The sequence below is a fragment of the Acinetobacter sp. YH12099 genome, from assembly GCF_013419195.1.
GTDB lineage: Bacteria > Pseudomonadota > Gammaproteobacteria > Pseudomonadales > Moraxellaceae > Acinetobacter > Acinetobacter towneri.
In genome coordinates this window covers 1-4,760 of sequence record NZ_VPAP01000041.1, presented here as the reverse complement: position 1 = coordinate 4,760, position 4,760 = coordinate 1, and the positions used below count along the sequence as shown (strand labels likewise).

Annotated in this window: 5 protein-coding genes and 1 pseudogene; 2 read left to right on the top strand and 4 right to left on the bottom strand. The window is 31.2% G+C overall.

Translation table 11 applies throughout. From position 1 onward, the window contains the following. Nucleotides 1–130: 130 nt before the first annotated feature. From FTU39_RS13525 to FTU39_RS13515, 3 genes are all read right to left on the bottom strand, one after another. Complete coding sequence (locus tag FTU39_RS13525) at nt 131–1,165, bottom strand: tRNA-dihydrouridine synthase (RefSeq protein WP_169538918.1); 1,035 nt, start codon at nt 1,163–1,165, stop codon at nt 131–133. A gap of 91 nt (nt 1,166–1,256) precedes the next feature. After that, complete coding sequence (locus tag FTU39_RS13520; protein ID WP_218944953.1) at nt 1,257–1,787, bottom strand: NAD(P)H-dependent oxidoreductase; 531 nt, start codon at nt 1,785–1,787, stop codon at nt 1,257–1,259. 165 nt (nt 1,788–1,952) lie between these two features. Continuing rightward, nucleotides 1,953–2,603: a DUF234 domain-containing protein gene (locus tag FTU39_RS13515; protein WP_218944954.1), complete on the bottom strand. Its 651-nt coding sequence runs from the start codon at nt 2,601–2,603 to the stop codon at nt 1,953–1,955. Between the two features lie 155 nt (nt 2,604–2,758). On the opposite strand from FTU39_RS13515, the pseudogene FTU39_RS13510 reads away from it, so the two are divergent. Together FTU39_RS13510 and estT are read left to right on the top strand one after the other, a co-directional pair. Next, nucleotides 2,759–3,055, top strand: a pseudogene (locus FTU39_RS13510) (FAD-dependent oxidoreductase); the annotation flags it as partial. Nucleotides 3,056–3,072: 17 nt separating this feature from the next. Continuing rightward, a complete protein-coding gene (gene estT / locus FTU39_RS13505) occupies nt 3,073–3,933 on the top strand; it encodes a macrolide hydrolase EstT (protein ID WP_077782102.1) in 861 nt (286 codons plus the stop codon). Between the two features lie 498 nt (nt 3,934–4,431). Here the strand turns inward: estT and FTU39_RS13500 are convergent, their stop codons facing one another. Continuing rightward, complete coding sequence (locus FTU39_RS13500) at nt 4,432–4,602, bottom strand: nitroreductase family protein (RefSeq protein ID WP_218944955.1); 171 nt, start codon at nt 4,600–4,602, stop codon at nt 4,432–4,434. Between the last annotated feature and the right edge of the window lie 158 nt (nt 4,603–4,760).

Sequence of the window (4,760 nt, the reverse complement as noted above, 5' to 3'; positions counted from 1 at the left end):
TGTTCCATTTTAGAGATTTGTTTAAGATAAGATATAACTCATTGAGATGTGTCATAGTATTCGTCGTTAGAAAACAATTATTGTGACATTATTTCAATGAGTTATCTATTTTTGTCGTGTACAGAGAATATTATTTTAAAAATGCTCTTGCATAAGAGCTATTAATTTTCTCTTTTTCGTTTAGTTCATTTGCAGCATAAAATACAAGATTTGGATTTTTAAGCAACTCTCTTCCATATGCAACAAAATCACAAAAACTATTTTCAAGAAGATATTCACCCTCTTTTGCTGTTGTTATTAAACCAACAGCAATAACAGGAATATCTACACTTTTTTTAATCTCTTTTGCCCAATTAGCTTGATAAAATGGTTCAATTTTTGGTATCTTATCTGGATTTTCTATATTTCCACCACTTGAAACATGAATACAATCAACTCCAACTTTTTCTAACTCTTTACATAAATAAATAGAGTCTTCTATATTCCATCCATTTTGCATCCATTCATCAGCACTAATTCTAACAATAAGGGGTAATTTTACCCTATTTTTTATCTCTTTTGCAGTTTCAATTACTAATCTACACCTATTTTCTAAACTTCCACCATAAATATCATCTCTTTTATTTGTTAAAGGTGATAAAAATTCACACAACAAATATCCATGAGCAGCGTGAAGTTCTACTGAATCATAATTTGCTTTTTCGGCTCTAATTGCAGCATTTACAAACAACTCTTTTATTTTTGTTATCTCTTCAAGACTTAACGCTTTTGGAACTTTATATGGTGATTTTTGACTAAAAGCAATTGAGCTTGGAGCTACACAAATATCATCAACAACTTCAGATTTTCTTCCTGCATGAGCTAATTGTATAGAACTTTTTGCTCCAAATAAGTGTAACTTCTCATTCATTTTTTTATGATTTTCAATTAAAGAATCATCCCAAAGTCCTAATTCAAAAGATGAAACTCTTCCTTTTGGCTCAACTGATGCTGGTTCAACAATAATTAAACCAACATCAGCCATTGCTCTTGAAGTATAGTGAAACATATGGAAATCTTTTAATTCTCCACTATTATCACTTTTATACATACACATAGGTGGCATTACAACTCTATTTTTTAGTTCCAAATCACCTATTTTACCTTTGTTTAATAATAAACTCATTATAGCTCCTTAAATTAAATATATCAAATTATATATACACTAAACTTAAAATTCTCTCTTAAAGTATCTTCAAATTTAGCTAACTCTTTATTTAAATCCAAATCTCCTTTAAAAATATCATGCATAGAGTAAGTTTTAAAGGTTCTAATCCAACAAATTGAAAAGTTTTATGAGTAGCAACATTTGCTTCATCTAGTGATAATCCATCAAAAAAACCATCAGGATTGTTAAACTCACTTTTTGGACAATTATATGTCAAGCTTAGCATATATTTTTTGCCTTTTAGTAATCCACCACTTCCATAAGTTTTGCTATCATCGTTTTTGCTTCTTCCGTCGTTTGCATAGTGTCTTCCTTGAGTAAAAGTCTCATCGAAATATTTTTTTGTAATCCAAGGAACACCCATCCAATAAACAGGATATTGAAACAACACATAATCAGCCCACTCAAACTTCTCACACTCCTCTTTTATATCGTAACCCTTATCTATATTTGTATATTTTATAAGAAAGTTATTTTCTTTGAAAAATTGTGTCGCTTTTTCTAAAATCTTTTCAGTTAATTCACCTTTTGCAACATTTTCATAATATTGGTGTCCATTTAAAATTAAAACTTTTTTCATTTTGTACTCCTTTTAAATTATTCAACAATTATATATAATCAAACTTAACTTTTATATCGATTAAGGCTTTATACAAAGTTTGCAAAAACCACTTGCACCAACTTGAAATTAGAGTAATTACCCTAGCAACCACTCTAGCACCAGCTATTATCTGTTTTTCTAATTTTAAATATCTTTTATCGATAAAAGCCTATACTCTATCTCATAATCTTTATACTCTTGAATTAATTTTTGAGATTTCAAAACTAAAGCCTGATAGTTTATCCGTTTTTCATTTAGTTTTACTTCACAAATTAGAAGTTTCTTATCAATATCATCGATAGCAACTATATCTATCTCATTTTGATTATTTCTCTCCCAATATGAGCCAATAGAAGTGAAAGTTTGTTTCTCTTTTAAGAGTTCCACAAAAAGTTTTTCAAGGAATTTTCCTTGAAAAGTTGAGATATCTCTATAGATAATCTCTTTTAATCTATCGAAATTTTCAGCTTCGATTAGTGATTGGTATTTAAAAATAAATCTAAACCAAAAGGATAAAAAATTATCAACTATCTCATATTTTTGTACTTTTGAGTTTGGTTTAGCATTTATTGGTTTAATTGATTTTATGATGTTATAGTCATTTTCAAGTCGTGATAAATGTCCTGAAATATTTCTTTCCAAAATTGATTCTATTTCACTTCTTGATGTTTTTGAATCAGAGATTAAAGCTAAAATAGAAAAATATGTTCCATACTCTTTTCCAAACTCTTCAATAAGTCTATTTTTTCCCTCTTCCAAAAATATTGAGTTTGGATCAATAATTGTATCTATCATAGATTTTAAATCAAAACTACTGTTTAAGATAAATAGTTCTATATATTTTGCAACTCCACCACTTAGCAAATAAAAATCAAGTAAATTTTTATTTGAATAAGAGTTGTAATCTTTTAAAATCTCCTTTAATACACTTACTTTCAAAGGTTTTAAATCTATTTCCCTTAGATAAGTCTTGGAAAAGTAAGCGTCCATTACCCATAACGATGATTGGAGATGCTGCTCATTTGATGCCTCCTTTTGCAGGACAAGGCGTAAACAGTGGGTTGATGGATGCCTTGATATTGTCGGATAATCTGACCAATGGGAAATTTAACAGCATTGAAGAGGCTATTGAAAATTATGAACAGCAAATGTTTGCTTATGGAAGAGAAGCACAGGCAGAATCAATAATAAACGAAACGGAAATGTTCAGCCTCGACTTTTCGTTCCAAAAACTAATGAATCTATAAAACAGAAAGGCGAGGAAATGAAAGAGAAAATAGTTAAAAAAAACGGAATAAGACTTTTTACCGAAAGTTTTGGATGTGAAAAAGATCCGGCAATACTCTTGATTGCGGGAGCAACGGTATCCATGTTGTATTGGGATGCTGAATTTTGCCAGAAACTATCTGAAAAGGGATTTTTTGTTATTCGCTACGACAATAGGGACGTAGGAAAATCTACTAATTACGAACCGGGTTCAACCCCCTATGATATTGTTGACTTAACCCATGATGCTATTTCAATTTTGGACGGCTATAAAATAGTCAAAGCCAATTTTGTGGGAATTTCACTGGGCGGACTGATTTCTCAAATAGCATCAATAAAATATGCCGACAGGGTAAGTTCAATAACACTAATCTCATCAGGTCCTTGGGGCGACTCAGACCCCACAATTCCTGAAATGGATACGCGTATTTTAGATTTTCACGGAAAAGCTGAAACCGTAGATTGGACAAATGAAGACAGTGTGGCAAATTATTTAATTCAAGGTGCTGAATTGATGAGCGGCAGGAAACAATTTGACAAACAAAGAAGTGAAAAACTGATTAGAGCCGAATTTAAAAGAGCTAATAACTATATAAGTATGTTCAATCATGCGGCACTGCAAGGTGGTGAAGAATACTGGAACAGATTGAGCGAAATCAATCAGCCAACCTTAATTGTACACGGAACGGACGATAAAATATGGCATTTTAAGAATTCAGCAGTTTTACTTGAAAAGATAAACGGCTCAAAACTAATAACGCTTGATGGAACCGGACACGAACTACATTTCGAAGATTGGAATAAAATTATTGATGGAATAACGCAACATACAACAAATAACAAAAGAATGAACAAATAGGGTATTATGTATTTCCAAATCAACGGTTTAGAGATTGAAGCTAATATCAATGTGTTCTTTGAATAACATCTTTTGGTGTTTTTTAATAATCATACTACGCAATTTTCTTTTATAAAAGGAAATATTGTAAACTAAATACGAAATGGTATCTTCATTAAATCATATTATCTCAGAGGTACAGCGAAAAGAAAATGCCATTTCGCTGTCTGCACCTAATATAATTGATGAAGCGCACCAAATGACGATATACCTAAAAGAGTACTTATGGTCAATAAGAGAGGATATTATAAAGCAGGGTTTTAAAAACCATTGGGAGGAAATCAACTTCTTTCGCAACATTAAGCCATACATTCTTAAATAAGACCGTCCCGTAAATTTCAGCCGAATCCGACAAAAAGGCGTGAAGATTTCCTTTAAATAGAGAGACCGAAGGTCATCCTTTTCCTAAAAAAGGGGGGGGCCATGGTTCCAAGATGTAAAATCGAGGGCTAATTCAGGCTATACTTTTGTAATTACCAAAAACTTCCATGGCTCTTGCCCAAAAGAGCTAGGAGATTTTCTCCCTGCTTCTAAAATATAGTTTAAATCTTCATCTTTTATCTTTTTTGTCTCATCAAATATTTTACAAGCATGTCTAAAATCCATTGCTTCCATAAAAGTTTTTTCCATAAATTTATCCTTATTTTTTATTAATATTATTCTCTGTACACGACAAATTTCACAGAACCCTTATCCTATCAGGATTCTGCTTTCTTAAAATTGCCAAAATTTCCTTAAACTCTTCTTTTTTCCCAAAACCAATTAAACGCTGAATCGCCATTTGAACA